The organism is Rugamonas sp. FW305-51 (assembly GCF_058786935.1).
This window is the reverse complement of record NZ_JBYSZG010000028.1, coordinates 53,207-78,586: the sequence shown is the minus strand read 5'-3', so window position 1 is coordinate 78,586 and position 25,380 is coordinate 53,207. Positions and strand designations below refer to the sequence as shown.

Here is a 25,380-nt window from a genome sequence, read left to right as displayed (position 1 = left end):
GGGTGGGGCGGGAAGTGAGCAGCCATTATCCCGCGAGGACTTACCGCAAGGCAAGCCGCAATCGGGGCGCGCGTGGCCGGGGCACAAAATAAAACTGCCGGCCTGGGGCGGCCGGCAGTGCGGGATGGAGCGCAAGCGGATGCGGATCAGCGCTGCACCGGTTCCACCAGCACGCGCAGGCGCACGCGCTCGCCCGGGTCGTAGGACATATTGCTGGTGTAGCTGTGGCCGCGGTAGTCGTACGTCACTTCATAGCCGCTGGTGCGCGACTCCCAGTGGTCCACCGTGCGGCACTGCTTGACGGCCTGTTCCGTGACGCCGCCGCCCTGGGGCTGGTTGGCGTTGTCGATGCGGTCGCCCGTGACGGCGCCGGCGATGGCGCCGGCCGCCGTGGCCACGGAGCGGCCCGTGCCGCCGCCCACCTGGTTACCGGCCAGGCCGCCGATCAGGCCGCCGATGATGGCGCCGCCCACGCTGCGCTGGGGCGCCGGTTGCTGGACTTGCACATATTCCGTACGGCATTCCTGGCGCGGACGGTTGATTTGTTCCACTTGCGGCGTGACGCGCACGACACGGCCGAAATCTTCAAAATCGGCGGCCTGGGCGAATGGCAGGGCGCCGAGGCAGAGAGCGGATGCGATCAGTTTGGATTGCAGGTTCATTGTTATACCTCGTGTCTGTTTTGGAAAAATGGATATCGGCGCTGTGGGAATGGTCCGATATTGCATGGATGTATGGTAATCCCAGTGTAACTGGCCCACTCGCGCTTATGGCAACAATTTGTAACAGCAACAAGTGTTGCGATTGCCGGCGAAAAACGGCACGTCAGAGCGAGAATCTTGCCGAAAACACCTCCAAAAGGGCGTAAAAATGTTCTGCTTTTAACAAATCTTGCGTTAGGCATCACATTCGTGTTGATTCACGCGGAACAACACGTTACCCTAATATGTGTATGGGATTAGATTGACGGATAGAAACGTGGATCTTTCATGGTAAGCGCATTGACCCGTTTGCCGCGAGCTGTGTAACGGTATTTATCGCCGGATATATCAATATGCACGACAACATCAACACACCCTACATAACAGGTCGAATTGAGGGAAAAATGAGTTTGTTAATGACCGTGCCGCCCAACCTTGTCCAGTCCATCCGAGCATTTCGCGTGACCGAACTGCAAGACGAGGCCGCCCGTCTGGGGCAGCATTTCTTATACGCACATTGCCTGGCCGGCGTCACCAAGCAACAAGTTCTCGGCATTATTGCAGAATCGTTCCAGTTTCCTAAAGGTGTGGGCAAGAATTTCGACGGCCTGCGCGAAACGCTGACCGACACCATGTTCAAGGCCGGCCCGCAAACGGGCTTCCTGGTGGTGCTGGAACAGTTGCCCAACACGCAGAAGTTCGACAAGGAAGCGCGCGAAACCCTGCTCGACGTGTTCCGCGACGCGGCCGACTACTGGGCCGAGAAGAAAGTGCCATTCCGGGTCTTTTACTCGTTCGAGTAAGCCCGTCGCCCCCGGTCCTGCGGGCCGGGTGTGCCCCCTTGAGCCATGCTGCGCCGCAGCATGATAACCGTTGTCAGCGGCCGGTTTCTTGGTTCCGCCCGCGCGAACAGGTACAATGCGCTCTTTGACGTCCCCACCTCCCTGAAGAGAGGGGATTCCCACCAGGTAAACCGTCTCCTTCCTTCTCCGCGCTGAGCAGCGGGGTTTCTCTGAGCTATTGATGAAAAACATCGTCATCCTTATTTCTGGCCGCGGCAGCAACATGGAAGCCGTGGTGCGCGCGGCCCGCGAGCAGCAGTGGCCGGCCCGGATCGCCGCCGTCATCAGCAACCGCGCCGACGCGGCCGGCCTCGCTTTCGCGGCCAGCCATGGCATCGCCACGGCCGTCGTGCCCAATAAAGACTACGCCACCCGCGACCAGTTCGACGCGGCCTTGCAGACCGTGATCGACGGCTACGCCCCCGACCTGGTGGTGTTGGCCGGCTTCATGCGCATCCTGACCCCGCAGTTCGTCGAGCACTATGCCGGGCGCATGCTCAACATCCATCCCTCGCTGCTGCCGGCTTTCCCCGGCCTGGCCACCCATGCCCAGGCGCTGGCGGCCGGCGTGCCCGAGCATGGCGCGACCGTGCATTTCGTGACCGCCGAGCTCGATCACGGCCCCATGGTGGCCCAGGCCGCCGTGCCCGTGCTGCCCGACGACACGGTCGACACTCTGTCGGCCCGCGTGCTGGAGCAGGAACACGAGCTGTACCCGCGGGCGATACGCTGGTTTGTCGAAGACAGGCTGTCCATCGAACAAGGCCAGGTCCGCGTGGACCACACAACACGAACTGAATAATCAACCAAGGAATTCCATGAGATTGCCACCAGCGATACTCGCCAATGCTGAAGAAGTGTTGCGCGAGATTTTGCGCTTTGCCGCGCCGGCCGACACCACCCTGTCGCGCTATTTCAAAGACCACCCGCGCCTGGGCGGCCGTGAACGGGGCGCCATCGCCGAATGCATCTACAACGTGCTGCGCAATAAATCGTTCTTCACCGACTTTTCGGAAGCGGGCGGCGGCCCCACCATGCGCCGTCTGACCCTGCTGGGCATGGCCGATGCCGTCGGCATCGACTCGATGGGCGGCCTGACGGAAGAGGAAGTGCAGTGGCTCGAGCGCGTGACCCAGATCGACCGCAAGCTGATGCACAAGTCCATGCGCTCCAACATGCCCAAGTGGCTGTTCGACAAGCTGGTCGCCCAGTGCGGCGAGGAAGAGACGCTGCTGCTGGCCGACGCCATGAACAGCCCGGCCCCGCTGGACTTGCGCGTCAACTCGCTCAAGGCCACCCGCGAGGACGTGGCGGCCGAACTGGCGCAGGCGCCAATCCGCAGCACGCCCACCCCGTTCGCACCGCTGGGCCTGCGCATCCTGCAAAAGCCGGCCCTGCAGAACCTGCCGCTGTTCAAGAGCGGCGCCATCGAAGTGCAGGACGAGGGTAGCCAGATCCTGTCCCAGATCGTGGGCGCCAAGCGCGGCGAGATGGTGGTGGACTTCTGCGCCGGCGCCGGCGGCAAGACGCTGGCGCTGGGCGCCATCATGCGCAACACGGGCCGTTTGTATGCGTTCGACGTGTCGGAAAAGCGCCTGGCCAAGCTCAAGCCGCGCATGGCCCGCAGCGGCCTGTCGAACGTGCATCCGGTGCAGATCGCGCACGAGCGCGACGCCAAGATCAAGCGCCTGGCCGGCAAGATCGACCGCGTGCTGGTGGACGCGCCATGCTCGGGCCTGGGCACGTTGCGCCGCAATCCGGACGTCAAGTGGCGCCAGCAGCCGGGCGCCATCGCCGAACTGCAGGTCAAGCAAGCGGCCATCCTGGACGGCGCCGCGCGCCTGGTCAAGGGCGGCGGCCGCCTGGTGTACGCCACCTGCAGCTTCCTCAATGAAGAGAACGACTTCATCGCGGAACAATTCCTGGCCGCCCATCCGGACTTCGAACTGGTGCCGATGAGCAAAGTGCTGGCCGAGCAGAAGATTGTCCTGGAAATGGGCGACTACCTGAAGCTGCTGCCGCACAAGCACCAGACGGACGGCTTCTTCGCCGCCGTGTTCGAGCGCAAGCCGATGGCCAAGCCCGTCAAACCGGCCGCCGAGCCGGCCGCCGACGGCGACGCTGCCGACGCGTAAGCGCAACGGGCCGGGATCTTCCCGGCCTTCCTTCTGGTGCGCCCCGGCCTGGGCGCATTCCTGCAGGTGCCGGACCTGGGCCGGGCGTGCAGGCAGCCGGGCCGGTCGCGGGAGCGCGCGTAAAAGGGGTACGCGTAAAAGGGGTACGTCCCCGCGTAAAAGGGGTACGTCCCCATTTTTTTCCCTTTTTTTGCCTCGCGTTGGACTCGGTTCGGCCGGCGGCATGTGGCGGAAAGCTTGCCGTTTACGCTAATCTGTCTCCCATCTTTTTCTATTTCGATCCACGATGAACCAACTACCGCTCGCTAACCTGATTGCCGGCCTGGCCGACGACCTCACCGATCCCGGTCTGCTGTGGCAGTTAAGCGCCATCGTCCTGTCCGTGCTGCTGGGCTGGGGGCTGGCCACGCTGTTGCGGCGCCGCTTCGGCCGCGCGGGCCAGGCCGGGGTGATGCAGTTCGGGGTGGAAAGCTTTGGCCGCGTGGTGGGGCCGCTGCTGATCGTCTGCCTGCTGGGCCTGTCGCGCGCCGTGCTGGCCAGGTCGCATCACGTCAACCTGCTCAAGGTGGCCATGCCCATCTTCGGCGCGCTGGTGGTGATACGGTTCACCTTCTTCGTGCTGCGGCGTGTGTTCGCCCGCCGCGGCGAGGTGGGCGCGGCCATGCTGATGTTCGAAAAAGTGTTCCAGCTGCTTGTGTGGCTGGCTTTCGTGGTCTACATCACGGGCCTGTGGGTCGACATCTTCGATTTCCTCGACGATACAGTGCTGCCGCTGGGAAAGCACAAGGTGTCCATCCTGGCCATCCTGCAGGGCGCCGTGTCCGTGCTGTTGCTGCAGATGCTGGCGTTGTGGGCCGGTACCGCGCTGGAAGAGCGCCTGATGCTGGTGCCCGGCCTGCATACCAATTTGCGCGTGGTGCTGTCGCGCACGGGGCGCGCCCTCCTGATCGTGATGGCCATCCTGGTCAGCCTGTCGCTGGTGGGCATCGACCTGACGGTGCTGTCCGTGTTCAGCGGCGCGCTGGGCGTGGGCCTGGGCCTGGGCTTGCAGAAGATCGCCAGCAACTACGTGTCCGGCTTCGTCATCCTGCTCGACCGCAGCCTGACCATCGGCGACATGATCACGGTCGACAAGTACAGCGGCAAGGTGACCCAGATTAACACCCGCTACACGGTGCTGCAGGGGCTGGACGGGGTGGAATCCATCGTGCCGAACGAGATGCTGGTGTCGGGCGCCGTGCAGAATTCTTCGCTGACCAACAACATGCTGTGGCTGTCGACCAAGGTGTCGGTCGCCTACGACACGGAGCTCGATCCCGTGCTGCTGTTGCTGGAGCAGGCCGCCGCCACCGTGGCCCGGGTGTCGAAAGAGAAACTGCCATCGGCCCAGTTGCTCAGCTTCGGCGCCGATGGCCTCGACCTGCAACTGGGATTCTGGATCCACGATCCGGAAAACGGCCGCGGCGGCGTGATCTCGGATGTCAATCGGGCAATCTGGAAAGCCTTGAAAGAGAACAATATCTCCGTTCCCTTCCCGCAACGGGAAATGCGCATTCTGGGCAATACGCCGCTGCCGGAAGCCTTCGATCTGCCTAAAAAATAATCACTTAGGGTGGGTAATCGTTCCGCAAATCACCATCGTTTCAGCGTACAATGACCAAAATCAAGAATATCGGACCTCCCCTGCGCGGGAGCGACCGGATAGTGATACCCACTTTGGAGCAGTAATGACTTTGACTTTACCCGCAATACTGGACTTTTTGTCGAACGGCGTCACCCGACTCACCGCATGGCAAGTATTTTTCTACACCCTGGCCGTGACCCATATCACCATCGCCAGCGTCACCATCTACCTGCATCGCCACCAGGCGCACCGCGCGCTGGAACTGCACGCCATTCCCAGCCATTTCTTCCGTTTCTGGCTGTGGCTGACGACGGGCCAGGTGACCAAGGAATGGGCCGCCATCCACCGCAAGCACCACGCCAAATGCGACACCGAGGAAGATCCGCACAGCCCCGTGACGCGCGGCATCAAGAAAGTGTTCTGGCAAGGCGCCGAGCTGTACCGCGCTGAATCGAAGAACCTGGAAACCATGGAAAAATACGGCCATGGCACCCCGACCGACTGGATCGAGCGTAATCTGTACACCAAGTACAGCTGGCAAGGCGTGGCCGCGCTGCTGGTGCTGAACGTGCTGCTGTTCGGCGTGATCGGCGTTACCGTGTGGGCCGTGCAGATGATGTGGATACCGGTGATGGCCGCCGGCATCATCAACGGCATCGGCCACTACTGGGGCTACCGCAACTACGATTGCTCGGACGCGGCCACCAACATCATTCCGTTCGGCATCCTGATCGGCGGTGAAGAGCTGCACAACAACCACCACACCTTCGCCACGTCGGCCAAGCTGTCGTCCAAGTGGTACGAGCTCGACATCGGCTGGCTGTACATCCGCACGCTGGAAAAAATGGGCCTGGCCAAGGTCAAGAAGCTGGCGCCGGAGCCGAAGTTTGCGCCGGGCAAGCTGGAAGCGGACTTCGACACGCTGCAATCGGTGATCGCCAACCGCTACGACGTCATGGCCAAGTACGCCAAGTCCGTCAAGCACGCGTGGAAGGAAGAGCTGGAGCACCTGAAGGACAAGGCCCAGCTGGAATCGCGCTTCCTGAAATCGTCGCGCAAGCTGTTGCAGCGCGAGCCGGGCAAGCTGGCCGAGACGCAACAGCAGCAGCTGAGCGAACTGTTCCAGCATAGCAAGGCGCTGGAAACCATGCACAATATGCGGGTGGAACTGGGCATGATCTGGGAGCGTTCCCACTTCACCCGCGACCAGCTGCTGCACAAGCTGCAGGACTGGTGCGCGCGGGCCGAGAGCTCCGGCATCAAGTCGCTGCAAGACTTCTCGCTGCGCCTGCGCAGCTACGCATGACGGTCTTTAGCTGATCGTACCGAACGGCTCCGGAAACGGGGCCGTTTTTCATTTGGGAGGACAGATTGATGAAACGGCATGGCAATTGGCATCGCGCCAAGTCCTGGTGGGCGGCGCTGGCCCTGTGTGCGCTGCTGCCGGCGGCGCAGGCGTACGACTGGACCTTGCGGGTGGACGGCGCCGGACCGCTCAAGGTGGGCATGCGTTTCGATACCGTCAACAAGATCCTGGGCGAGCACATGGAGCGCGTGCCGCCGTGGCAGCGCAGCGTGCCATCCTGCTTCCAGGTGGCGCCTGCCGGGCAGGAGGGCATCGTGCTGATGTTTGTCAACGACGTGCTCAAGCGGGTCGATGTCACCCAGCCCGGCATCGAATCGGAGCGCGGCATCGCGCTGGACGATCCGGAGGGCAAGGTGGCGCGTCACTACGGTGAAGCAGTGCGGACGGCAGCCCATCCGCGCCGTCCCGGCGAACATTATTTAACGATCAGGGCAGGAGAGGGCCAGTACGCCATCCGCTTCGAGACGGAGCAGGGCCGCGTTGCCGCCATGCATGCAGGCGCGTGGGCGGAGGTGCAGCTGGAGGAGGGTTGCCGGTAGCAAAACCAGGCACATAAAAAAAGCCGCTCTGATGAGCGGCTTTTCTTCGAGAAACGAGATCCAATTACTTGATCTTGGTTTCTTTGTACGTAACGTGCTTGCGTGCCTTAGGATCGAACTTGATGATTTCCATCTTAGCAGGCATGGTGCGCTTGTTCTTGGTAGTGGTGTAGAAGTGACCCGTACCTGCGGTCGATTCCAGCTTGATTTTGTCGCGGCCAGTTTTTGCCATGATAGCTCCCTATTTAGACTTTTTCGCCACGCGCGCGCATGTCGGCCAGAACGGCGTCGATGCCGACTTTATCGATCACGCGCAGACCGGCGTTGGACAGACGCAGGGAGACCCAGCGATTTTCAGATTCAACAAAAATACGACGATTCTGCAGGTTAGGCAGGAAACGACGTTTGGTTTTGTTGTTTGCATGGGAAACATTGTTGCCGACCATCGGCTTCTTCCCAGTGACTTGGCAAACACGTGCCATGGCGCACTCCTTAAAGACATTCCACAATTGGAAAAACGAGAGTATATCCAAAAAACCCAGCTTTTTCAATGACTTGTGAAAAACAATTGTGTCATCAATTTTCAAAAAAATTTAACAATTGTAAAATCCTTCGCGAAATGGCAATTTTCCCTTGGTAAACAAGGGTAAACGGACGATGGGCCGCTTGCCGTTTACAGCTGGCCGTGCTCGGCAAACGAGTGCACCTGATGCCCGGCCACCACAAAATGGTCGAGGATGCGCACGTCCACCAGGGCCAGCGCCTGCATCAGGGCGCGCGTGAGCAGCAGGTCCGATTCGCTCGGCTCCGGCGTGCCGGACGGGTGATTGTGGGCCAGCATCACGCTGGCGGCGTTGCGGGCCAGCGCTTCCTTGACCACTTCGCGCGGGTAGACGCTGGTATGGGTGAGGGTGCCGCGAAACAATTCCTTGGCGTCGATCAAACGGTTCTTCACATCCAGGAACAGCACATGGAACGATTCGTGGGTCTTGCCGCCCAGGATAACGCGCAGGTATTCCTTGACGGCCTTGGGCGAGCTCAAGGTCAGGCCCGTCTTCAGTTCTTCCTCGATGGCGCGGCGGGCCAGCTCCATCACGGCCTGCAGCTGGGCGAACTTGGCCGCGCCCATGCCGTGGATGGCGCAGAATTCGTCCAGGCTGGCGCTGAACAGGGCGTGCAGCGAGCCGAAACGGTGCACCAGCTCCCGCCCCAGCGTCACGGCATCCTTGCCGGCCACGCCCACGCGCAGGAACACGGCCAGCAATTCCTCGTCCGACAGGGCCGGCGCCCCTTCCAGTATCAAGCGTTCGCGTGGACGGCGGTGGGCCGGCCAGTCGCTGATTGCCATAATTCCTCCCGAAAACAGCGCAAACGGCGCGCGATTTCTTCCCGAACGGCGGGCGCGGCGGGCAAGGTGGCTTACAATATCGGTTCCTGCAAGCTTACCGAATTCCAAGTCATGTCTAACGCGCAACCTAACGTCGTCACCAAGTCGGCTTATCTCACCCTGCATTATCGTCTGGCCACCCTGGACGGTACTGATATAGTCACAACCTTCAACGGAAACCCGGCCACGCTGATGCTGGGCCAGGGCCAGCTGGCCCCGTTCCTGGAAGATTGCCTGCTGGGCCTGCCGGAAGGCACCCACAAGACGTTCGAGCTGTCGCCGGCCCAGGGCTTCGGCGAGCGCAATCCGGAACTGATACGCTCCGTCTCGCGCGCCACCCTGGACGAGAACTCCGACCCCGAAGCTGAATACAAGATTGGCGACCTGATCGACTTCGCCGCTCCCGGCGGCGGCCGGTTCGCCGGCATCCTGCGCGAAATCGGCGACGAGTCGGCCCTGTTCGACTTCAACCACCCGCTGGCCGGCCAGCCGCTGCGCTTTGAAGTGAACCTGATTTCGGTGCTGTAAGCGTCCCCCGCATTACGAGGAACTGATGGATAAAGAAATTCTGTTGGCCCAGCCGCGCGGTTTTTGCGCCGGCGTGGACCGTGCGATCGAGATCGTGGAGCGCGCCCTGCAGCAGTTTGGTGCGCCCATCTACGTGCGCCACGAAATCGTGCACAACGCCTACGTGGTGGAAGACTTGCGCAACAAGGGCGCCATCTTCATCGAGGAACTGGACGATGTGCCGGCCGGCAACACGCTGGTGTTCTCGGCCCACGGCGTCTCGAAGGCGGTGCGGGCCGAGGCGGAAGCGCGCGGCCTGACCATCTACGACGCCACTTGCCCATTGGTGACCAAGGTCCACGTGGAAGTGGCCAAGATGCGCCGCCAGGGCTGCGAGATCGTCATGATCGGCCACGACGGCCACCCGGAAGTGGAAGGCACCATGGGCCAGACCGAAGAGGGCATGTACCTGGTCGAGACGGTGGCCGATGTGGATAAACTGGTGGTCGCCAAGCCCGACATGCTGGCCTATGTGTCGCAGACAACGTTGTCGGTAGACGACACTGCCGACATCATCGCCGCCCTCAAGGCCAAGTTCCCCAGCATTATCGAACCAAAGAAGGGCGACATCTGCTACGCCACCACCAACCGCCAGGAAGCCGTGAAATTCATGGCGCCCCAGGTCGATGTGGTGATCGTGGTGGGCAGCCCCAACAGCTCCAATTCCAACCGCCTGCGCGAAGTGGCCGAAAAGAAGGGCACGCCGGCCTACATGGTCGACAATGCCTCGCAAATCGACCCGCAATGGCTGGAAGGCAAGCTGCGCGTGGGTGTCACGGCCGGCGCGTCGGCGCCGGAAGTGCTGGTGCAAGCCGTCATCGACCGCCTGAAAGCGTGCGGCGCGCGCAGCGTGCGCACCCTGGACGGGGTGCAGGAAGCGGTCACCTTCCCCTTGCCCAAGGGACTGGACGGCGCCAGGACGGCGCAAGCCTGACGGCCACGCGCCGGCGCCACGAGCGTGGCGCGTCGAATTTTATTTGGCCCATTCTCGCATTTTTCGCCATTAGTTTTCCCTGATAGCCGCTATCATTGCCTCGCCCGAAAAAAGTTGTCGAATGTACTTGGTTCGGGCCGATGCGGACCCGGCGGCAGGCCAGGGTTCTGGCATAAGGTTTGCTTAATTGAATGCGCAGTAGAGCGATGCGTGGTTGCGCGGTGTTATCCCATCGGCGGCCTACATTGGACGGCGGCCTCACCTCAACGGCGGCACTGCGGGGACTTCCCCGGGTGCCGTTTTTGTTAGGCGGACCCGGCCACGCGCATCCCGGTAACACACAGAAAAAGAGGCAATCGAACCCATGGATACCTTTATCCAACAAATTATCAATGGCCTGGTGCTGGGCAGCATGTATGCGCTGGTCGCCCTCGGCTACACGATGGTGTATGGCGTGTTGAATCTGATTAACTTCGCCCACGGCGATGTGCTGATGATAGGCGCCATGGCCGGTTTGACCATCCTCAAGCTGCTGCAGACGGTGGCGCCGGGCTTGCCCGGCTTTGTGCAGCTGGGCATCGCCATCGTCGGCGCCATCCCCGTCTGCGTGCTGGTCAACATCATCATCGAGCGCGTGGCCTACCGCCGCCTGCGCAACGCGCCCCGGCTGGCGCCACTGATCACGGCCATCGGTGTGTCCATCCTGCTGCAAACCTTCGCCATGATGATCTGGGGCCGCAATCCGCTGGCCTTCCCGCAGTTGCTGTCGTCCGATCCCATCCTGGTGGGCGGCGCCGTCATTTCGCAAACCCAGGTGCTGCTGCTGGTGCTGGCGGCCGCGTCCATGTTCGGCCTCGTGATGCTGGTGGAAAAGACCCGCATGGGCCGCGCCATGCGCGCCACGGCGGAAAACCCCCGGGTGGCCGGCCTGATGGGCGTGGACTCGAACAAGGTCATCGTGGCCACCTTCGCCATCGGCGCCGCGCTGGCCGCCGTGGCCGGCGTCATGTGGGGCGCCAACTACGCCTCCATCCAGTTTGCGATGGGCTTCGTGCCCGGCCTCAAGGCGTTCTCGGCCGCCGTGCTGGGCGGCATCGGCAACATCTACGGCGCCATGATAGGCGGCATCCTGCTGGGCATTATCGAAAGCCTGGGCGCCGGTTACATCGGCGACTTCACGGGCGGCTTCCTGGGCAGTAACTACCAGGACATCTTCGCCTTCGTCGTCCTCATCCTCGTGCTGACGGTGCGTCCGTCCGGCATCATGGGCGAGCGCGTGGCCGACCGCGCCTGATAACGAGAAAGGAATACCATGGCTCTCCTCAATTTCGACACGGTCCGCAATCCCGCCAAGGCCTACGCCAGCATGGCGGCGGTGCTGATCGGCCTGCTGATCTTCCCGTTCGTGGCCGCCCAGTTCGGCAACTCGTGGGTGCGCATCATCGACATGGCGCTGCTCTACATCATGCTGGCCCTGGGCCTGAATATCGTGGTCGGCTTCGCCGGCTTGCTGGACCTCGGCTACATCGCGTTCTACGCCGTGGGCGCCTACATGACGGGCCTGCTGGCCTCGCCCCAGTTCGCCACGCTGCTCGAATCGATCATCAACCAGTATCCGGCCCTGGGCGACACGCTGGTGGCCCTGCTGGGAGCGGACATCCGCGAACACGGCATCCACCTGTCCGTGTGGCTGATCGTGCCCATGGCGGCCGCGCTGGCCGGCCTGTTCGGCGCCATCCTGGGCGCGCCCACGCTCAAGCTGCGGGGCGACTACCTGGCCATCGTCACGCTGGGCTTCGGCGAGATCATCCGCATCTTCATGAACAACCTCAACGAGCCGATCAACTTCACCAACGGGCCGCAGGGCATCAACCTGATCGACCCGATCCGGGTGTTCGGCGTCAACCTGTCGGGCGAGGCCGGCTCGCGCGCCAATGTGGTGATCGGCGGCTTCTCCATGCCGTCCGTGAACGCCTATTACTTCCTGTTCCTGTTCCTGTGCATCGCCGTCGTGTTCGTCACCACGCGGCTGCAGCACTCGCGCCTGGGCCGGGCCTGGGTCGCCATCCGCGAGGATGAAATCGCGGCCAAGGCCATGGGCATCAACACCCGCAACGTCAAGCTGCTGGCGTTCTCGATGGGCGCCTCGTTCGGCGGCGTGGCCGGCGCCATGTTCGCCTCGTTCCAGGGCTTTGTGTCGCCCGAATCGTTCTCGCTGACGGAATCGATCGCCGTGCTGGCCATGGTGGTGCTGGGCGGCATAGGCCACGTGCCCGGTGTGATCATGGGCGGCGCCCTGCTGGCCGCGCTGCCGGAAGTGCTGCGCCACGTGGTCGAGCCGCTGCAGGAAAAGCTGTTCGGCCACGTCATCATCGAAGCGGAAGTGCTGCGCCAGCTGCTGTACGGCCTGGCCATGGTGCTCATCATGCTGAACCGCCCGGCCGGCCTGTGGCCCGCGCCCAAGCATGAAGACCGGCCCGACAACGACACCGACAAACCAGAGCCGGCGTCCGGCGTGCTGCCAGCCTGAGGGAATCCATGAGCGAACAAGTCATACTCAATATCGCCGGCGTCAACAAGCGCTTTGGCGGCTTGCAGGCGCTGACGGACGTCAGCATCAAGATCCTGAAGGGCCAGATCTACGGCCTGATCGGCCCCAACGGCGCCGGCAAGACCACCTTCTTCAACGTCATCACGGGGCTGTACCAGCCCGACACGGGCACCTTCGAGCTGGCCGGCAAGCCTTATTCGCCGTCCGCCCCGCATGAGGTGGCCAAGGCCGGCATCGCCCGCACGTTCCAGAACATCCGCCTGTTCGGCGACATGACGGCACTGGAAAACGTCATGGTGGGGCGCCACGTGCGCACCCATCAGGGCGTGTTCGGCGCCGTGTTCCGCCACAAGGCGGCGCGCGAGGAAGAGGCGGCCATCCGCCGCCGCGCGCAAGAGCTGCTGGACTTCGTCGGCATCGGCCAGTTCGCCAGCCGCACCTCGCGCTTCCTGTCCTACGGCGACCAGCGCCGGCTCGAGATCGCCCGCGCCCTGGCCACCGACCCGCAGCTGCTGGCGCTGGACGAACCGGCCGCCGGCATGAACGCGACGGAAAAACTGGCCCTGCGCGAACTGCTGGTCAAGATCAAGAACGAAGGCAAGACCGTGCTGCTGATCGAGCACGACGTCAAGATGATGATGGGCATGTGCGACCGCCTGATGGTGCTGGAATACGGCAAACCGATCGCCGAAGGCTTGCCGGCCGAAATACAGAGCAACCAGGCCGTCATCGACGCCTATCTGGGAGGATCGCACTGATGAGTGAGAATGTGCTGAAAGTAGCAGGATTGACGGTAGCTTACGGCGGCATCAAGGCCGTCAAGGGCATCGACCTGGAAGTGAACAAGGGCGAGCTGGTGGCCCTGATCGGCGCCAACGGGGCCGGCAAGACCACCACGCTGAAAGCCATCACGGGCACGCTGCCGCCGTGCAAGGTGGACGGCACCGTGTCGTACATGGGGGCCTCGCTCAAGGGCAGCCAGTCCTTCCACCTGGTGGAAAAGAAGCTGGCCATGGTGCCGGAAGGGCGGGGCGTGTTCACCCGCATGTCGATCCAGGAAAACCTGATGATGGGCGCCTACACCCGCAACGACAAGGCCGGTGTCGAAGCCGACATCGCCAAATGGTACGACGTGTTCCCGCGCCTGAAAGAGCGGGCGCAGCAGATGGCCGGCACGCTGTCGGGCGGCGAGCAGCAGATGCTGGCCATGGCGCGCGCGTTGATGTCGCACCCGCAACTGCTGTTGCTGGACGAGCCGTCGATGGGCCTGTCGCCCATCATGGTGGAAAAGATTTTCGAAGTGATACGCAACGTCTCGGCCGAAGGCATCACCATCTTGCTGGTGGAACAGAACGCCAAGCTGGCATTGCAGGCAGCGCACCGCGGCTACGTGATGGATTCCGGCCTGATCACCATGACGGGCAATGCCCAGGACATGCTGGTCGACCCGCGCGTCAAGGCCGCCTACCTGGGCGAATAAGCGTACCAAAAAATGGGGACGTACCCCATTTTCCAGAAACGGAAAATGGGGTACGTCCCCATTTTTTTTGGGACGAAAAAAAGCCCCGGCGGGGCCGGGGCTGAGAAGGACACCCGTTTGTAACGACACCACGGATGCCGAGGAGTCTGTGCAACGGGGCTGGCGCCATGCAGGCGCCAGCATGACCTGCTTTATTTCTTTGCAGCTGGGGTCGCCTTGGCGGCAGCTTGCGAGAACTGGTTCACGGCGCTGGCCATGTTCGTTTCGATCGATTCCACGGCTTGCTTGGCGGTCTTGGTGAACTGCTCGTAACCGGCGCTGGCGTTGCCGATGGCGGTCTTCAGCAGGGCCACGGCGTTTTCGGTGCCGGCTGGGGCGTTCTTGCTCACTTCTTCCACCAGCGAGATCACCTTGCGGTTGGTTTCGGCGATCTGGGTCTCGGCGGCCTTGCTGAATTCAGCCTGGGTGCCGGAAGCGATCGATGCCAGGTGACGGCCATAAGCCACCACTTTTTCAGCCGTCGGCTGGGCCTGGGCAGCGGTCAGCGAGAAGAACTCTTGCGGATCTTTGGCCGCCAGCAGTTGCTTGGTGGTGACCGACGACTCTTCCAGCGAGGCCTTGGCAGCCGTCAGGTTCAGGTCGACGAACTTTTCCACGCCTTCGAAGGCCTTGTTGGTCAGGGCGGAGAAAATGGCGAACTGGGCTTCAAAATTGGCCTTGGTCGCATTGGAAAATTGCTCAGGGATTGAAAACATATAACTCTCCAGTAATTAGTAAATAGTCATCGATAAATGCTGCTGTTTCTACCAGTGGTACGAAGCAGATGGATCCAGCTTTCAGACCGAACAACAAATTGTGCAACGCAACAAACCCGATTTTACGGCCTTCCGGGATTAAGTCAAGCGATTTTTTGTGCGTTGCACCAAAGAAGTCTCTTTGGCCTTGGGGCACAATTTCTTGCAGGAATTGAATGTTGTTGGACAGGGGGCGGCAGCAACGGCCGGCGCCCTCATGCTAGACTGCGCATCGGCCCTGCCGCCCGTGCAGAGTCCGCCTTTGACACGCCTTCGACATCCAACCACCAGTGAGGACGCATGCCCAGCCCTTCCGACCAGTCCGCCGTGGACGCCGCCATCACGTCGCGCCGCTCGATCCGCGCCTATCTGCCCACGCCCGTGCCGCGGGCCGACATCGAACAATTGCTGCAGGTGGCCGCGCGCGCCCCGTCCGGCACCAACACCCAGCCGTGGAAAGTGTATGTGCTCACGGGCGAGCGCAAGCGTGCCCTGTCGGCCGCCATCCTGGCCGCCCACAACGACCCCGAGCTGGCGCGCCAGCATACGGAGGAATACGCCTATTATCCGCGCGAGTGGGTGTCGCCGTTCATCGAGCGGCGCCGCAAGGTGGGCTGGGACCTGTATGCGCTGCTGGGCCTGACGCGCGAGAACAAGGCCGGCATGGCGGCCCAGCATGGCCGCAACTACGAGTTCTTCGGCGCGCCCGTCGGCCTGATCTTCACCATCGACCGCGTCATGGAGCAGGGTTCCTGGCTGGACTATGGCATGTTCCTGCAGAACATCATGGTGGCCGCCAGAGGGCGTGGGCTCGATACTTGCCCCCAGGCCGCTTTCACCCAGTATCACAAGATCATTATGTCAACGTTGTCAATTCCCGACAATGAAACGGTTGTGTGTGGGATGTCCTTGGGCTACGCTGATATGGACAAGGTTGAAAACAGCCTGGTCACGGAGCGCATGCCGGTTGCTGAATTTGTTAAATTTATCGATTGACGACGTGCCGTCCGCAGTGGCCCGGCGGGCCATTTCAACAAGCTTATCGCGAGAGCATTGCGCAGGGGAAAACTATGATGCCGCCAATGTTAAATGAGCTTGCGCTTGCGCACGGTTTTGCTACACTGCAACAGTCACTCGTCTGTTCGTTTACCGGGGAATTCCATGTTTAAGCTCACGTCTGGAGCGCTGTTTGCGGCGCTGCTGGTGTCGGTTCCTGTCGCCGCCCAGGCGGCCGATAGCCACCACAAGAAACATCATGCTCACAAGAGCAAGGCCGTGGCCCTGCATGAGGCGGCTGCCGCGCCGCGCGAACAGCTGGTCAAACGGGTGGTGATGGTGCATGGCCGCCGCAAGGTGGTCTACCAGCGCCTGCTGGCCGCCGCGCCGGCCGTGCCCACCATGGGCGACCTGGCCGGCCTGAACCAGACCCACGATCCGTTCGACTTGAAATCGAACGTGGCGCTGGTGCTGGACCAGAACAATGCGGAAGTGCTGTTCGAAAAGAATTCCAGCGTGTCCCTGCCGATCGCCTCGATCACCAAGATGATGACGGGCCTGGTCGTGGTGGAAGCGCAACAGGACATGAACGAGGTGCTGACCGTGACGGACGAGGACGTGGACCGCGTCAAGTTCAGCAGCTCGCGCCTGAAGGTGGGCTCGCAGCTGACGCGCGCCAACATGCTGCACATCGCCCTGATGAGTTCGGAGAACCGGGCCGCCTCGGCCCTGGGCCGCAACTATCCGGGCGGCCGGGCCGCCTTCGTCGAGGCCATGAACGCCAAGGCCCGCGAACTGGGCATGCTCGATACCCATTACGTCGATTCCAACGGCCTGTCCAAGATGAACGTGGCCAGCGCCCGCGACCTGGCCAAGCTGGCCATGGCCGCCTACCAGCACCCGCTGCTGCGCCAGTATTCCACCGATCCGAAAGCGATCGTGGAAGCGAACGGCCATCCCATGCAGTTCGGTAACACCAACCACCTGGTGGCCAATCCGAGCTGGGAGATCGGCCTGCAGAAGACCGGTTTTATCAACGAAGCGGGCCGTTGCCTGATGATGCAGGCCGTGATCGAGGGCCGCGCCGTGATCATGGTGTTCCTCGACTCCAAGGGCAAGCAGTCGCGTACGGCCGATGCCGGGCGCATGCGCAAATGGCTGGAGGCCCTCAAGCCGGCCGGCATGAGCACCGGCACGGCCGCCGCGCCTGCTTATTCGGCCGGCATGTAGCCGAGGGTGGCCGAGATCTGGTTGGCCGTCGTCATCAGCTCTTCCAGCCATTCGTCCTGCAGACGGTCGGCCGGCGCCGAGATGGACAGGCCGGCGATCAGCTTGCCGGAATCGTCGCGGATGCCGGCGGCCATGCAGCGCACCCCCAGTTCCAGTTCCTCGTTGTCGCGCGCATAGCCGCGCGCCCGCACCAGGCTCAGCTCGCGCTCCAGCGTGGCCAGGTCCGTGATGGAATTCTTGTTGTGGCCCGCCAGCCCGGTGCGGGTGGCATAGGCGCGGATGGCCTTGGGCTCGTCCACCGACAGGAACAGCTTGCCCGTCGACGTCAGGTGCAGCGGGCCGCGGCCGCCGATGGCGCGCACCACCTGCATGCCGGAACGCTCCGAGAAGGCGCGGTCGATGTAGACGATCTCGTCGCCCTGGCGCACGGACAGGTTGATGGTCTGCTGGGTCTTCTTGTGCAGCGCGCGCATGAAGTCCAGCGCCGCCTCGCGCACGGACAGCCGGCTCTTGACGATGTTACCTAATTCCAACAGCCGCATGCCGAGGCGGTAGGTGCCCGGTTCGATGCGGTCGACAAAGCGCGTCAGCACCATGTCGTTCAAAATGCGGTGGGCCGTGGAAGGGTGCAGTCCCGACACCTTGGACAATTCCTTCAGGCTCACGGGATCAGGATATTTGGCCAGTGCGTCGAGCAGCGCGACCATGCGCTCGATCACCTGGATCGTCGTTTTTTGCTCGGGGACGGTTTCAATTTTCATGATGTGGTTGGTGCGGTGCAGTATGCGATACTGTATTTATACCATAATGTGAAAATATTGGGAATTATCTGGAGGTAGCACTCCAAATTTGTCACCGTTGCGGTATGAAAGGGCATAATCATGCCTTTCGTCAACTTCAGCCCTTCAGACATGGAACCCGTCAGCGAATTCAAGAGCAAGAGCGGCCTCAAGCGCATCCTGTCGGCCTTCTTCTACTCGCTCGACGGCCTCAAGTCCGCCTGGCGCCATGAGCATGCCTTCCGCCAGGAACTGGCCCTGTTCGCCGTCGGCACCGTCGTCGCGCTGGCGCTGCACATCTCCGCCTTTGAAAAACTGATGCTGATCGGCGTGCTGGTGCTGATCCTGATCGTGGAACTGATCAACTCGGCGCTGGAAGCGGTGGTGGACCGGGTCTCGCTGGAACGCCATCCGCTGTCGAAGAACGCCAAGGACTTCGGCAGCGCGGCCGTGCTGCTGGCCTGTCTGCTGGCCGCCGCCGCCTGGGCTGTGGTGCTGGTCGACCGTTTTGCCTGACGGCTCTTAATGTATTTCTGATATATGGAACGTTGAAATGATTCGTTCTGTTTATTAGGCAGGGGTTTTACGCTGGTGTTCCTGATGTTTCAACCATAAGGAATCCAGATGTTGACCAAGAAATTTCTCGTTGCGGCCCTGCTGGCCGTCAGTGCCGTCCTGCCGGCCACCACAGCGGGGGCGGCCGACGTGTCGCTGCTGAACGTTTCCTACGACCCCACCCGCGAGCTGTACCAGGACATCAACGCTGCATTTGCCAAAAGCTGGAAGGCCAGCAGCGGCGACACGGTCAAGATCCGCCAGTCCCACGGCGGCTCGGGCAAGCAGGCGCGGGCCGTGATCGACGGCCTGGAGGCCGATGTGGTGACGCTGGCGCTGGCCTACGATATCGACGCCATCGCCGCGCACCAGCTGCTGCCGGCGGGCTGGCAGCAGCGCCTGCCCCACAACAGCGCCCCGTACACGTCCACCATCGTATTCCTGGTACGCAAGGGCAATCCCAAGGGCATCAAGGACTGGAACGACCTGGTCCGCCCGGGCGTGGCCGTCATCACGCCCAACCCGAAGACGTCCGGCGGCGCCCGCTGGAACCACCTGGCCGCCTATGGTTACGCCCTGCGCCAGCCGGGTGGCAACGAGGCCGGCGCCCGCGCTTTCCTGAAAAAGCTGTACCAGAACGTGCCCGTGCTCGATTCCGGCGCCCGCGGCGCCACCACCACGTTCGTCGAACGGGGCATAGGCGACGTGCTGATCGCATGGGAAAACGAGGCCTTGCTGGCGATCAAGGAACTGGGACCGGACAAGGTGGAACTGGTGGCGCCGTCGTCGTCCATCCTGGCCGAGCCGCCCGTGGCCGTGGTGGACAAGGTGGCCGAGCGGCACGGCACGCGCAAGGTGGCGCAAGCTTATGTGCAGTTTCTCTACACGGACGAGGGGCAGGAGCTGATCGCGAAGCATTACTACCGTCCCGTGCAGGAGCGGGCGGCGAAGAAATTCGGCGGCCAGTTCCCGCCCGTCAAGCTGTTCACCCTGGCGCAGGTGGCCGGCGACTGGGCCACGGCACAGCGGACGCACTTTGCGGACGGCGGCCTGTTCGACCAGATCTACCAGCCCGGCAAGTGAGCGGCACGGGCAGCTGCCGGACAGGCCTGGCCGCATCGCGCTTTTCTTTGCTGTGAATCAACTCAAAGCGGGCCGGAATGGCCGCTTGCGGGATGCAACTTTATTGCAATTTTGAATAGAACAGGCGCAAAATGTGCTGCTGGCGGCCTGGTCCGTCATACCGCGGCGGCACACCATGACCATGCTCTGCCGGAGCGGGCCTTCCACCGATTCGCACCTCACAGGAGACGAACATGACCATACGACTGGGCGATACCGCGCCTGACTTCACGCAGGATTCCACCATCGGTCCCATCCGCTTTCACGAGTGGGCCGGCAACGCCTGGGTGGTGCTGTTTTCCCATCCGGCCGACTTCACCCCCGTGTGCACGACGGAACTGGGCCTGACGGCCAAGCTCAAGCCGGAATTTGACAAGCGCAACGTGAAAGCCATCGCGCTGTCGGTGGACCCGGCCGATGCCCACCGCGAATGGATCAAGGATATCGAGGAAACCCAGCACACGGTGGTGGGCTTCCCCATCATCGCCGACGTGGACCGCAAGGTGGCTGAACTGTACGACATGATCCACCCCAATGCATCGGCCACGGCCACCGTGCGCACCCTGTTCGTGATCGACCCGGCCAAGAAGGTGCGCCTGTCGATCACCTATCCGATGAGCACGGGGCGCAATTTCGACGAAGTGTTGCGCGTGATCGACGCCCTGCAGCTGACCGACAGCCACACCGTGGCCACGCCGGGCAACTGGAAGGATGGCGACGACGTCATCATTCCGCTGACGGTGCAGGACCCCGACCAGATCCGGCAAAAATATCCCAAGGGTTACAAGGCGGAGCGGCCGTACCTGCGCGTCACGCCGCAGCCGAACAAATAGCGTCCAGCCCCGGACGCGGGCCAGCCTAGCTTGCACCTACGTCGATATGGCATAAGCAAATAGGAACTTCGTCCTTTGTATTTTCGGCTGGAGTCATTACCCTGACGCTTACTCTAGGGGGATGGTATGACCTTGTCGTTTGTAGTTTCGGGATTTGCGGTGGGCCTGCTGGTCGGGATGACGGGCGTGGGCGGCGGTTCGTTGATGACGCCGCTGTTGACGCTGATGTTCGGCGTCTCGCCGTCGATCGCGGTGGGCACCGATCTGGCGTTCGCGTCGCTGACCAAGGGCGTGGGCACGCTCACGCACCGCATGCGCGGCACCGTGCGCTGGCCCATCGTGCGCCGCCTGTGCATAGGCGCCTTGCCGGCGGCCCTGCTGGCCAGCCTGGCGCTCAAGCAGTTTGGCGTGCTGGACAAGGAAATCGGCCAGGTCATCCGTTACGTGATCGCCATCTCCGTCCTGCTGACCGTGGTCGCGCTGCTGTTCAAGCGCAAGATGCTGGCCTGGATCAACGCCCGTCCCGAGCGCCAGCTGCAGGGCGGGGCGCTGACGGCGGCCACCATCGCGTCCGGCGCCTTGCTGGGCACGCTGGTCACCATTTCCTCCATCGGCGCCGGCGCCATCGGCGCCACCCTGCTGGTGATGCTGTATCCGCGCCTGACGGCGGCGGAAGTGGCCGGCACCGACATCGCCTACGCCGTGCCGCTGACGGCCATCGCCGCCGTCGGTCACTGGTGGCTGGGGTCGATCAACTGGGAGCTGCTGCTGACCTTGCTGGTCGGTTCCGTGCCCGGCATCACGCTCGGCGCCTACGCGGCGCGCGCCGTGCCGGAACGCGTGTTGCGCGGCTTGCTGGCCTTTACCCTGGTCAGCGTGGCCGCCAAACTGATTTCCTGAACTTGTACACGTCGCCGGCCCACCGGCCCGGCCCGCTGTGCGCGGCGCCGGGCCGGTGTCGTTTTTGCCCTGCGCGCTGGTGCCGGCTTATAGCGGAAACAACTATCGACATGCCAAATGCTTCGTTTGGCATATGTTCTCCAGGTGAGATTATTGTGGCTCTTTAGATGAATTCGTAATTAAGGGGCCTCATCATGTCAGCAACACTCACGGCCACGGCCGGCACACCCGGCCGCCAGGCGTCGACTTCACATGCAAGACCAAGGCCGGGTTTACGTCCGCCATACCGCGTGCTGCCCGGTTTCCGGCTGTCGCTGGGCTTCACGGTTTTCTACCTGGCGCTGATCGTGCTGATCCCCTTGTCGGCCGTGTTCCTCAAAACGTTCACGCTGAGCTGGGCCGGCTTCTGGGACGCCGTCAGTTCGCCGCGGGTGCTGGCGTCCTACCGGCTCACGTTCGGCGCGGCGCTGGCCGCCGGCGGACTCAATGTTGTGTTTGGCGGCATCGTGGCCTGGGTGCTGGTGCGCTACGAATTTCCCGGCAAGCGCCTGGTGGACGCCCTGGTCGATTTGCCGTTCGCCCTGCCCACGGCTGTGGCCGGCATTACCTTGACGGCCCTTTACTCGGCCAACGGCTGGTACGGCCGCGTGCTGGAAGGCATGCTGGGCCTGAAAGTGGCTTTCACGCCCCTGGGCGTGGTGGTGGCGTTGACGTTCATCGGCCTGCCGTTTGTGGTGCGCACCGTGCAACCGGTGCTGGAAGAGGCGGAACGGGAGCTGGAAGAGGCCGCCGCCAGCCTGGGCGCCAGCGCGTTGCAGACGTTTGTCCGCGTGGTGCTGCCCGCCATATTGCCGTCGCTGATGACCGGTTTCGCGCTGGCGTTTGCGCGCGCCACCGGCGAATACGGTTCCGTGATCTTCATTGCCGGCAATATGCCCATGGTGTCGGAGATTACCCCGCTGTTCATCATCACCAAGCTCGAGCAGTACGACTACGCGGGCGCGACCGCCATTGCCGTCGTGATGCTGGTAGCTTCGTTCCTGATGCTGCTGTCGATTAACCTACTGCAAGCCTGGGCCCGCGGCAATGGAGGGAAACCGCGATGAGCGCCATCCTGTCCGGCCTGCCGACCGCCGCACCATCCGCACCATCCGCGCCAGCAGCGCCAGCCGGGCGCCGCGGCGAGCTGCCGTCCGCTGCCGGCTTGCTGGAACCGCGCTGGGTGCGCGGCCTGCTGCTGGCCGTGGCGTTGACCTTCCTGACCTTGTTCCTGTTCGTGCCGCTGGCGGCCGTGTTCGCCGAAGCGTTCAGCAAGGGTTGGCACGCCTACCGCGATGCCATCGTCGAGGACGACGCGCTGGCGGCCATCCGCCTGACCTTGCTGACGGCCGCCATTGCCGTGCCGCTCAACGTGGTGTTCGGCGTGGCCGCGTCGTGGTGCATCGCCAAGTTCGCGTTCCGCGGCAAGAGCATCCTGCTGACGCTGATCGACCTGCCATTTTCTGTCTCGCCCGTCATTTCCGGCCTGATCTATGTGCTGCTGTTCGGCGCCCAGGGCTGGTTGGGGCCGTGGCTGCAGTCGCACGACATCAAGCTGTTGTTCGCCGTGCCGGGCATCGTGCTGGCCACCATCTTCGTCACCTTCCCGTTCGTGGCGCGTGAACTGATCCCGCTGATGCAGGCCCAGGGCAATGAAGAAGAGGAGGCCGCCATCGTGCTTGGCGCGTCGGGCTGGCAAACCTTCCGCCGCGTGACCCTGCCCAACATCAAGTGGGGCCTGCTGTACGGCGTGATCCTGTGCAATGCCCGCGCCATGGGCGAGTTCGGCGCCGTGTCCGTCGTGTCCGGCCATATCCGGGGCGAAACCAACACCATGCCGCTGCAGGTGGAGATTCTGTACAACGAATACAACTTCGCCGCCGCCTTCGCCGTGGCGTCGCTGCTGGCTTTGCTGGCCCTGGTGACGCTGGCCCTGAAATCGCGCATCGCCTGGCGTCGCGATGCCAATGTCGCCGATGCCGCCGCCACCTCTTCCCTGGAGCACTGATCATGACCATCGCAGTCAAGCACATCCACAAGCATTTCGGCGAATTCGCCGCCCTGAACGACGTCACGCTCGATTTTGCCGCCGGCGAACTGACCGCCTTGCTGGGGCCGTCCGGCTGCGGCAAGACCACGCTGCTGCGCATCATCGCCGGCCTGGAGCACCCCGACAGCGGCCAGGTGCTGCTGGACGGTGAAGATGCCTCGGCCCGCCACGTGCGCGAGCGCCAGGTTGGTTTCGTCTTCCAGCATTACGCACTGTTCAAGCACATGACGGTGTTCGAGAACGTGGCCTTCGGCCTGCGCGTCAAGCCGCGCGCCGAGCGGCCGTCCGAGCAGCAGATCCGCGCCAAGGTCAAGGAATTGCTGGAGCTGGTGCAATTGGACTGGCTGGCCGACCGTTATCCGCCCCAGCTGTCGGGCGGGCAGCGCCAGCGCATCGCGCTGGCCCGCGCACTGGCCGTGGAGCCGCGCGTGCTGCTGCTCGATGAACCGTTCGGCGCGCTCGACGCCAAGGTGCGCAAGGAGTTGCGGCGCTGGCTGCGCCGCCTGCACGACGAGCTGCACGTGACCAGCATCTTCGTCACCCACGACCAGGAGGAAGCGCTGGAGGTGGCCGACCAGGTGGTGCTGATGAACCAGGGCCAGGTGGCGCAGACGGGCGCGCCGGAACACGTGTACCACCATCCGGCTTCGCCGTTCGTGTTCAGCTTCCTGGGCCACGTGAACGTGTTCCACGGCCGGGTGCAAGACGGTGTGCTGGCCACGGGCGACGCCAGCCTGGCCGTCGGCCAAGGCGGCGTGGCCGACGGCCACGGCACGGCCTACGTGCGCCCGCATGAGCTCGACATCGAACGCTACACGCCGGGTGCGCAAGGCATCGTCGTCAGGCTGCGCCGGGCGCACGCGATCGGTCCGCTGGCCCAGCTGGACCTGGAACGGGATGACAACGCCGAAATGATTGAAGCCGTGTTGCCGCACGAGCGTTTTCGCCAGCTGCAGTTGCAGCAAGGCGAGACGCTGGTGCTGCGGCCCCGGCGCCTGCAAGTATTTGTGAATCAAGGAGTCTGAGATGAATTTCCAACAACTGCGCTCCGTGCGCGAAGCGGCCCGCCGCGGCTACAACCTGACGGAAGTGGCGAACGCGCTGTTTACGTCGCAACCGGGCGTGAGCCGCCAGATCCGCGAGCTGGAGGACGAGCTGGGCGTGGTCATCTTCGAGCGCAACGGCAAGCGCCTGACGGGCATGACGGAGCCGGGCAAGGGCATCCTGAAGATCATCGAGCGCTTGCTGGTGGAGGCGGAAAACCTGCAGCAGGCCAGCCAGGAATACGCCGGCCAGCGTAGCGGCACGCTCAACGTGGCGGCCACCCACACCCAGGCCCGCTACGCGCTGCCGCGCGTGGTGCAGGCGTTCCGGAGCGCCTATCCGGAGGTGCGCATCGGCCTGCAGCAAAGCGCGCCGGACCATATCGCCGAATGGGTATTGTCGGGCAAGACGGACATCGGCATTGCCACGGAAGGCCTGTCCCAGTATCCGGAACTGGTGTCCTTCCCCTGCTACCGCTGGAGCCACCTGATCGTGGTGCCGGAAGGCCATCCGCTGCTGACGCGCACCCCGATCCGGCTGGAAGACCTGGCCGACGTGCCCTTGATCACTTACGACAAGGGCTTCACGGGCCGCGGCCACATCGACGCCGCCTTCAGCCAGGCCGGCCTGCAACCGGACATCGTGCTGACGGCCATGGATTCCGACGTGATCAAGCAATATGTGTCGCTGGGACTGGGCGTGGGCATCGTCGCCTCGATGGCCTTCGACCATGGACGCGACCACGGCTTGCGGGCGGTGGAAGCGTCCCATTTGTTCGCCACCAACACCACCCGGCTGGCCGTGCGGCGCGGCGCCTATCTGCGCTGCTACGCCTATGACTTCATCCAGCAGTTCGCGCCCGGGCTGACCCGGGCCGAGATCGACGCCGCCCTGGGCGTAGCCGCCACCTGA

The 25,380-nt window shown here is 63.1% G+C and carries 28 protein-coding genes; 22 read left to right on the top strand and 6 right to left on the bottom strand.

The features are described 5' to 3' along the window. Positions 1-146 precede the first annotated feature (146 nt). The gene (locus tag AC3WOS_RS18775; protein ID WP_492717540.1) at positions 147-662 is read right to left on the bottom strand and encodes a glycine zipper 2TM domain-containing protein; all 516 of its coding nucleotides are present in this window, start codon (positions 660-662) and stop codon (positions 147-149) included. Between the two features lie 443 nt (positions 663-1,105). Here AC3WOS_RS18775 and AC3WOS_RS18770 point away from each other — a divergent pair, with 443 nt between their 5' ends. The 6 genes from AC3WOS_RS18770 to AC3WOS_RS18745 all read left to right on the top strand — a co-directional run bounded on the left by AC3WOS_RS18770 (position 1,106) and on the right by AC3WOS_RS18745 (position 7,207). Next, on the top strand, positions 1,106-1,504 hold the full coding sequence (locus AC3WOS_RS18770) for a barstar family protein (RefSeq protein WP_492717543.1): 399 nt from the start codon (positions 1,106-1,108) through the stop codon (positions 1,502-1,504). Between the two features lie 220 nt (positions 1,505-1,724). Further along, on the top strand, positions 1,725-2,345 hold the full coding sequence (purN, locus tag AC3WOS_RS18765) for a phosphoribosylglycinamide formyltransferase (RefSeq protein WP_492717539.1): 621 nt from the start codon (positions 1,725-1,727) through the stop codon (positions 2,343-2,345). Positions 2,346-2,361: 16 nt separating this feature from the next. Then, the gene (locus tag AC3WOS_RS18760) at positions 2,362-3,678 is read left to right on the top strand and encodes an RsmB/NOP family class I SAM-dependent RNA methyltransferase (protein WP_492717538.1); all 1,317 of its coding nucleotides are present in this window, start codon (positions 2,362-2,364) and stop codon (positions 3,676-3,678) included. 286 nt (positions 3,679-3,964) lie between these two features. Beyond that, positions 3,965-5,281: a mechanosensitive ion channel family protein gene (locus AC3WOS_RS18755; RefSeq protein ID WP_492717537.1), complete on the top strand. Its 1,317-nt coding sequence runs from the start codon at positions 3,965-3,967 to the stop codon at positions 5,279-5,281. Positions 5,282-5,405: 124 nt separating this feature from the next. Beyond that, on the top strand, positions 5,406-6,608 hold the full coding sequence (locus AC3WOS_RS18750) for a DesA family fatty acid desaturase (RefSeq protein ID WP_492717536.1): 1,203 nt from the start codon (positions 5,406-5,408) through the stop codon (positions 6,606-6,608). A gap of 68 nt (positions 6,609-6,676) precedes the next feature. Further along, positions 6,677-7,207, top strand: a complete 531-nt coding sequence (locus AC3WOS_RS18745; RefSeq protein WP_492717535.1) for a hypothetical protein — start codon at positions 6,677-6,679, stop codon at positions 7,205-7,207. Between the two features lie 64 nt (positions 7,208-7,271). Here the strand turns inward: AC3WOS_RS18745 and rpmG are convergent, their stop codons facing one another. The 3 genes from rpmG to radC all read right to left on the bottom strand — a co-directional run bounded on the left by rpmG (position 7,272) and on the right by radC (position 8,555). Continuing rightward, the gene (gene rpmG / locus AC3WOS_RS18740) at positions 7,272-7,442 is read right to left on the bottom strand and encodes a 50S ribosomal protein L33 (protein WP_182152555.1); all 171 of its coding nucleotides are present in this window, start codon (positions 7,440-7,442) and stop codon (positions 7,272-7,274) included. Positions 7,443-7,452: 10 nt separating this feature from the next. Beyond that, positions 7,453-7,689, bottom strand: a complete 237-nt coding sequence (rpmB, locus tag AC3WOS_RS18735) for a 50S ribosomal protein L28 (RefSeq protein ID WP_008451488.1) — start codon at positions 7,687-7,689, stop codon at positions 7,453-7,455. A 191-nt stretch (positions 7,690-7,880) separates the two neighbouring features. Beyond that, positions 7,881-8,555, bottom strand: coding sequence for a RadC family protein (gene radC, locus AC3WOS_RS18730; protein ID WP_492717534.1), 675 nt, complete (start codon positions 8,553-8,555; stop codon positions 7,881-7,883). Positions 8,556-8,666: 111 nt separating this feature from the next. On the opposite strand from radC, the gene AC3WOS_RS18725 reads away from it, so the two are divergent. From AC3WOS_RS18725 to AC3WOS_RS18700, 6 genes are all read left to right on the top strand, one after another. Continuing rightward, positions 8,667-9,122, top strand: a complete 456-nt coding sequence (locus tag AC3WOS_RS18725) for an FKBP-type peptidyl-prolyl cis-trans isomerase (RefSeq protein WP_492717533.1) — start codon at positions 8,667-8,669, stop codon at positions 9,120-9,122. 25 nt (positions 9,123-9,147) lie between these two features. After that, positions 9,148-10,095, top strand: coding sequence for a 4-hydroxy-3-methylbut-2-enyl diphosphate reductase (ispH, locus tag AC3WOS_RS18720; protein ID WP_492717532.1), 948 nt, complete (start codon positions 9,148-9,150; stop codon positions 10,093-10,095). Between the two features lie 364 nt (positions 10,096-10,459). After that, on the top strand, positions 10,460-11,389 hold the full coding sequence (locus AC3WOS_RS18715; RefSeq protein WP_492717531.1) for a branched-chain amino acid ABC transporter permease: 930 nt from the start codon (positions 10,460-10,462) through the stop codon (positions 11,387-11,389). 18 nt (positions 11,390-11,407) lie between these two features. Continuing rightward, complete coding sequence (locus AC3WOS_RS18710) at positions 11,408-12,625, top strand: ABC transporter permease subunit (protein ID WP_492717530.1); 1,218 nt, start codon at positions 11,408-11,410, stop codon at positions 12,623-12,625. Between the two features lie 8 nt (positions 12,626-12,633). Beyond that, entirely contained in the window at positions 12,634-13,404 is a 771-nt protein-coding gene (locus AC3WOS_RS18705) for an ABC transporter ATP-binding protein (protein WP_182163458.1), read from the top strand. After that, a complete protein-coding gene (locus AC3WOS_RS18700; protein ID WP_492717529.1) occupies positions 13,404-14,126 on the top strand; it encodes an ABC transporter ATP-binding protein in 723 nt (240 codons plus the stop codon). Before AC3WOS_RS18705 ends, AC3WOS_RS18700 begins: the two co-directional genes overlap by 1 nt. A 191-nt stretch (positions 14,127-14,317) precedes the next feature. Here AC3WOS_RS18700 and phaP read toward each other — a convergent pair whose 3' ends face one another. Continuing rightward, positions 14,318-14,881 carry a TIGR01841 family phasin gene (phaP, locus tag AC3WOS_RS18695; protein WP_492717528.1) on the bottom strand — a complete coding sequence of 188 codons (564 nt, stop codon included), beginning with the start codon at positions 14,879-14,881 and terminating at the stop codon, positions 14,318-14,320. 339 nt (positions 14,882-15,220) lie between these two features. On the opposite strand from phaP, the gene AC3WOS_RS18690 reads away from it, so the two are divergent. Beyond that, positions 15,221-15,916, top strand: coding sequence for a nitroreductase (locus AC3WOS_RS18690; RefSeq protein WP_492717527.1), 696 nt, complete (start codon positions 15,221-15,223; stop codon positions 15,914-15,916). A gap of 165 nt (positions 15,917-16,081) precedes the next feature. Continuing rightward, the gene (pbpG, locus tag AC3WOS_RS18685; RefSeq protein ID WP_492717526.1) at positions 16,082-17,146 is read left to right on the top strand and encodes a D-alanyl-D-alanine endopeptidase; all 1,065 of its coding nucleotides are present in this window, start codon (positions 16,082-16,084) and stop codon (positions 17,144-17,146) included. On the opposite strand, the gene AC3WOS_RS18680 is transcribed toward pbpG, so the two are convergent. Beyond that, positions 17,128-17,907, bottom strand: coding sequence for an IclR family transcriptional regulator (locus tag AC3WOS_RS18680; RefSeq protein ID WP_492717525.1), 780 nt, complete (start codon positions 17,905-17,907; stop codon positions 17,128-17,130). The genes pbpG and AC3WOS_RS18680 overlap by 19 nt on opposite strands. Before the next feature lie 150 nt (positions 17,908-18,057). On the opposite strand from AC3WOS_RS18680, the gene AC3WOS_RS18675 reads away from it, so the two are divergent. The 8 genes from AC3WOS_RS18675 to AC3WOS_RS18640 all read left to right on the top strand — a co-directional run bounded on the left by AC3WOS_RS18675 (position 18,058) and on the right by AC3WOS_RS18640 (position 25,380). Beyond that, the gene (locus tag AC3WOS_RS18675) at positions 18,058-18,441 is read left to right on the top strand and encodes a diacylglycerol kinase (RefSeq protein WP_492717542.1); all 384 of its coding nucleotides are present in this window, start codon (positions 18,058-18,060) and stop codon (positions 18,439-18,441) included. Positions 18,442-18,549: 108 nt separating this feature from the next. Then, a complete protein-coding gene (locus AC3WOS_RS18670) occupies positions 18,550-19,563 on the top strand; it encodes a sulfate ABC transporter substrate-binding protein (protein ID WP_492717524.1) in 1,014 nt (337 codons plus the stop codon). A 233-nt stretch (positions 19,564-19,796) separates the two neighbouring features. Then, complete coding sequence (locus tag AC3WOS_RS18665; protein ID WP_492717523.1) at positions 19,797-20,435, top strand: peroxiredoxin; 639 nt, start codon at positions 19,797-19,799, stop codon at positions 20,433-20,435. Between the two features lie 126 nt (positions 20,436-20,561). Then, positions 20,562-21,335 (top strand): sulfite exporter TauE/SafE family protein, encoded by a 774-nt coding sequence (locus tag AC3WOS_RS18660; protein ID WP_492717522.1) that lies wholly within the window; start codon positions 20,562-20,564, stop codon positions 21,333-21,335. A 194-nt stretch (positions 21,336-21,529) separates the two neighbouring features. After that, positions 21,530-22,441, top strand: a complete 912-nt coding sequence (gene cysT, locus AC3WOS_RS18655; RefSeq protein ID WP_492717521.1) for a sulfate ABC transporter permease subunit CysT — start codon at positions 21,530-21,532, stop codon at positions 22,439-22,441. Then, positions 22,438-23,382, top strand: coding sequence for a sulfate ABC transporter permease subunit CysW (gene cysW, locus AC3WOS_RS18650; protein WP_492717520.1), 945 nt, complete (start codon positions 22,438-22,440; stop codon positions 23,380-23,382). Before cysT ends, cysW begins: the two co-directional genes overlap by 4 nt. Positions 23,383-23,384: 2 nt before the next feature. Then, entirely contained in the window at positions 23,385-24,449 is a 1,065-nt protein-coding gene (locus tag AC3WOS_RS18645; protein WP_492717519.1) for a sulfate/molybdate ABC transporter ATP-binding protein, read from the top strand. Position 24,450: 1 nt separating this feature from the next. Further along, on the top strand, positions 24,451-25,380 hold the full coding sequence (locus tag AC3WOS_RS18640) for a CysB family HTH-type transcriptional regulator (protein WP_492717518.1): 930 nt from the start codon (positions 24,451-24,453) through the stop codon (positions 25,378-25,380).

Bases quoted from the DNA above. Each gene is read 5' to 3' on its own strand.
- AC3WOS_RS18775 (WP_492717540.1), bottom strand. From the start codon at position 662: ATGAACCTGCAATCCAAACTGATCGCATCCGCTCTCTGCCTCGGCGCC.
- AC3WOS_RS18770 (WP_492717543.1), top strand. From the start codon at position 1,106: ATGAGTTTGTTAATGACCGTGCCGCCCAACCTTGTCCAGTCCATCCGA.
- purN (WP_492717539.1), top strand. From the start codon at position 1,725: ATGAAAAACATCGTCATCCTTATTTCTGGCCGCGGCAGCAACATGGAA.
- AC3WOS_RS18760 (WP_492717538.1), top strand. From the start codon at position 2,362: ATGAGATTGCCACCAGCGATACTCGCCAATGCTGAAGAAGTGTTGCGC.
- AC3WOS_RS18755 (WP_492717537.1), top strand. From the start codon at position 3,965: ATGAACCAACTACCGCTCGCTAACCTGATTGCCGGCCTGGCCGACGAC.
- AC3WOS_RS18750 (WP_492717536.1), top strand. From the start codon at position 5,406: ATGACTTTGACTTTACCCGCAATACTGGACTTTTTGTCGAACGGCGTC.
- AC3WOS_RS18745 (WP_492717535.1), top strand. From the start codon at position 6,677: ATGAAACGGCATGGCAATTGGCATCGCGCCAAGTCCTGGTGGGCGGCG.
- rpmB (WP_008451488.1), bottom strand. From the start codon at position 7,689: ATGGCACGTGTTTGCCAAGTCACTGGGAAGAAGCCGATGGTCGGCAAC.
- radC (WP_492717534.1), bottom strand. From the start codon at position 8,555: ATGGCAATCAGCGACTGGCCGGCCCACCGCCGTCCACGCGAACGCTTG.
- AC3WOS_RS18725 (WP_492717533.1), top strand. From the start codon at position 8,667: ATGTCTAACGCGCAACCTAACGTCGTCACCAAGTCGGCTTATCTCACC.
- ispH (WP_492717532.1), top strand. From the start codon at position 9,148: ATGGATAAAGAAATTCTGTTGGCCCAGCCGCGCGGTTTTTGCGCCGGC.
- AC3WOS_RS18715 (WP_492717531.1), top strand. From the start codon at position 10,460: ATGGATACCTTTATCCAACAAATTATCAATGGCCTGGTGCTGGGCAGC.
- AC3WOS_RS18710 (WP_492717530.1), top strand. From the start codon at position 11,408: ATGGCTCTCCTCAATTTCGACACGGTCCGCAATCCCGCCAAGGCCTAC.
- AC3WOS_RS18705 (WP_182163458.1), top strand. From the start codon at position 12,634: ATGAGCGAACAAGTCATACTCAATATCGCCGGCGTCAACAAGCGCTTT.
- AC3WOS_RS18700 (WP_492717529.1), top strand. From the start codon at position 13,404: ATGAGTGAGAATGTGCTGAAAGTAGCAGGATTGACGGTAGCTTACGGC.
- phaP (WP_492717528.1), bottom strand. From the start codon at position 14,881: ATGTTTTCAATCCCTGAGCAATTTTCCAATGCGACCAAGGCCAATTTT.
- AC3WOS_RS18690 (WP_492717527.1), top strand. From the start codon at position 15,221: ATGCCCAGCCCTTCCGACCAGTCCGCCGTGGACGCCGCCATCACGTCG.
- pbpG (WP_492717526.1), top strand. From the start codon at position 16,082: ATGTTTAAGCTCACGTCTGGAGCGCTGTTTGCGGCGCTGCTGGTGTCG.
- AC3WOS_RS18680 (WP_492717525.1), bottom strand. From the start codon at position 17,907: ATGAAAATTGAAACCGTCCCCGAGCAAAAAACGACGATCCAGGTGATC.
- AC3WOS_RS18675 (WP_492717542.1), top strand. From the start codon at position 18,058: ATGGAACCCGTCAGCGAATTCAAGAGCAAGAGCGGCCTCAAGCGCATC.
- AC3WOS_RS18670 (WP_492717524.1), top strand. From the start codon at position 18,550: ATGTTGACCAAGAAATTTCTCGTTGCGGCCCTGCTGGCCGTCAGTGCC.
- AC3WOS_RS18665 (WP_492717523.1), top strand. From the start codon at position 19,797: ATGACCATACGACTGGGCGATACCGCGCCTGACTTCACGCAGGATTCC.
- AC3WOS_RS18660 (WP_492717522.1), top strand. From the start codon at position 20,562: ATGACCTTGTCGTTTGTAGTTTCGGGATTTGCGGTGGGCCTGCTGGTC.
- cysT (WP_492717521.1), top strand. From the start codon at position 21,530: ATGTCAGCAACACTCACGGCCACGGCCGGCACACCCGGCCGCCAGGCG.
- cysW (WP_492717520.1), top strand. From the start codon at position 22,438: ATGAGCGCCATCCTGTCCGGCCTGCCGACCGCCGCACCATCCGCACCA.
- AC3WOS_RS18645 (WP_492717519.1), top strand. From the start codon at position 23,385: ATGACCATCGCAGTCAAGCACATCCACAAGCATTTCGGCGAATTCGCC.
- AC3WOS_RS18640 (WP_492717518.1), top strand. From the start codon at position 24,451: ATGAATTTCCAACAACTGCGCTCCGTGCGCGAAGCGGCCCGCCGCGGC.